We start from the raw sequence: 2534 nt of genomic DNA, 5'->3' as shown, positions 1-2534 counted from the left end.
CCAGTCTTCCAGCTTTTTCATATAGTCGCCGACCGCCGGCCCCGCCGGTACGCCGGCAGCGACGATGTCGCCGCCCGAAAACGGCATTTGCGGCTTTTCCCATCTCTCAGCGAAATCAACCAGTTGCCCGAGCTTGCCGGCCTCGCCTGCCGCGTCGAGATCGCCCGCGCCGGCCTTGCCGCGCGCGCTCGCCAGCGCCAGTTTCAGCCTGATGAGAATGCCGTCCCTGTCATTGCGATAGAGCAGCTTGCGCAATGCCGGCGCCGTGGTTGCGCCGCTTATGGCCGGCGCCGTCGCGAAGGCGAGGAAGAGCGCCCGCTCGGCATTGGAGAATTTCAGCCGGTCGGCGAGTTCCGTGGCGCGGACATCATAGGGCGGAATGATCGCGGCGAGACGCAGATAAGGATCGATCTGCCAGCCGAACGCGGCTTCGCAATCGATCAGCGCGGGGATGGCGTCGATCCCCCATTTCTCGCTTTCCGGCACGATGGCGGTCAAAATCCCGGTCTGACGCATCCACAACAGCGCGCGCGAGGGATCGCGGGCGGCCAGCAGCTTCTTCGTCTCCGCCCACACCCGCTCGGCGGAAAGCGAAGCGAGACCATCGCGCGCGCGGACCGAGGCGCGAAGGCCGTCCGCATCCGGCCTGCCGCCGCCATACCAGGCGAAGAACCGGAAAAACCGCAGAATCCGGAGATAATCCTCACGGATCCGCGTTTCCGCCTCGCCGATGAACCGCACCGTCTTCGTCTCGATATCGGCAAGCCCGCCGACCGGGTCATGGATCTTGCCATCGGCATCGGCATAGAGCGCGTTGATGGTAAAGTCGCGCCGCGCGGCGTCCTCGGACCAGTCGGTGCCGAAACGCACGGTCGCATGGCGCCCGAAGGTTTCGACATCGGCGCGCAGCGTGGTCGTCTCGAAGGGTTTGCCCTCGCAGACCACCGTGACAGTGCCATGATCGATCCCGGTCGGGATCGCCTTCATGCCGGCGCCCTTCGCCCGGGCCATGACGGCGTCGGGCACAAGCGTCGTCGCAAGGTCGATATCACCGACAGGCTGATCCATCAGCGCATTGCGCACCGCGCCGCCGACAATGCGGGTTTCGCCGCCCTCGCCGTTCAGAATTCCAAGAACCGTCTTCAGCCGGTCGTCTTTGAACCAGTCCTGATTGCAGAGCTTGGTCAAGCGTAAAGCCTTTCGTAAATTGTCCTGATGATGCCGGCGGTTATGCCCCAGATCCGGTGATCGCCGAACTTGATTTCGTAGTACTGCCGCATCTGACCGCCCAGCATGGCGGTGCCGCGGGCGTGATTGGCGGGGTCCATCATGAAGCCGAGCGGCACTTCAAACACCGCATCGACCTCGTCCGGATTGATCTTCAGCGAAAAGCCGGGCCGCACCACCGACAGGATCGGCGTGATCCGGAAACCGCTGCCCGCAAGATAGTCCGGCAGCCGCGCGACCGGCTGGACGAAATCGCGGGTGAGGCCGATTTCCTCCTCGCTTTCGCGCAGCGCCGCGTCCTCCGGGGACCGGTCCTCGGGATCGATAGAACCGCCCGGAAAGGCGATCTGGCCGGAATGCTTGCGCAGCTTGGTGGTCCGCTGTGTAAAGATCACCCGCGCCTCATCGCCATAGTCGACCACCGGCACCAGCACGGCGGCGGCGCGCATGTCGAGGTCCTCATAATAGGCGAAGAGGTCGGGATTGAGCTTGTGATCGCCATGATCGCGCCAGGCATGTTCCGGCGGCCGTCCGCGCTGGCTGAGCGCGCGATCGCGAAAAGCGCCTGCGGCAAACGGTGTTTCCTTCACAGATTCATTCACAGACGTTTCTCCAGCGCCGCCATCTCCATGACCGGAAACGCCATCCCGCCGGATCGGATCGCAAACATGGCCCGGCCGTCGATGTCGATCTCCTCGCCAAGCGGCATCAGGTCATAGGTCAGCGCACGCGAAAACAGCGCCTCGAGACGACCGCGCACCAGCACATAGGGCCTCAGACCGTCATCATCGTCATCGACGGCAAAGCGCAGGGGATGATCGGGACCGGCCTCAACCACATCGCCCATATTGGTGCGAATCACAAGCGTCCGGCTGTCGCCGTCTCCCTCGATATCCATGCCGACGGCAATGAACGGCGCATCCTCCACCCTGATCCTGAGCTTTTCCACCGGCGTTACCAGATAGGTCTCGCCGTCCTCGTCCTTGCGCAAGACCGTTGAAAAAAGCTGGGCCATGGCCGCGCGGCCAATGGGGCTGCCCTGATAGAACCAGGTTCCGTCCGCCTTGATTTCCATATCGATATCGCCGCAAAACGCCGGTTCCCAACGGTCCACAGGCGCGGGCTTGCGCAATTTGCCGCCATCAAGCTGGCGCGTGATGGCCGAAGCCAGCCCGCCGACATCGCCCGCCATGTTGCCTTGCGTCATTTTTCCGTCTCACTTTCAGGGCCAGAATGCCCTCCTCTCGAAATAGTCATTTCAAACCGGCTTGTCAGCCGCCCGCAGGTGATTATCCTTTCCCGACAGG

General features: G+C 63.3%; 3 protein-coding genes. All 3 read right to left on the bottom strand.

The features are described 5' to 3' along the window. On the bottom strand, positions 1-1188 hold a 1188-nt coding region (locus B4E36_RS12410; protein WP_345900404.1), incomplete at its 3' end, for a CCA tRNA nucleotidyltransferase. After that, positions 1185-1829 (bottom strand): CoA pyrophosphatase, encoded by a 645-nt coding sequence (locus B4E36_RS12405; protein WP_292059141.1) that lies wholly within the window; start codon positions 1827-1829, stop codon positions 1185-1187. The genes B4E36_RS12405 and B4E36_RS12410, both read right to left, overlap by 4 nt. Then, positions 1826-2434, bottom strand: a complete 609-nt coding sequence (locus tag B4E36_RS12400; protein ID WP_292059143.1) for a DUF1285 domain-containing protein — start codon at positions 2432-2434, stop codon at positions 1826-1828. Before B4E36_RS12400 ends, B4E36_RS12405 begins: the two co-directional genes overlap by 4 nt. Positions 2435-2534 lie beyond the last annotated feature (100 nt).

The organism is Martelella sp. UBA3392, from assembly GCF_002358775.1.
Lineage (GTDB): Bacteria > Pseudomonadota > Alphaproteobacteria > Rhizobiales > Rhizobiaceae > Martelella > Martelella mediterranea.
This window is presented reverse-complemented; position numbering and strand designations above follow the sequence as displayed.

Coding starts and splice junctions, on each gene's coding strand:
- B4E36_RS12400 (WP_292059143.1), bottom strand. CDS start 2,434: ATGACGCAAGGCAACATGGCGGGCGATGTCGGCGGGCTGGCTTCGGCC.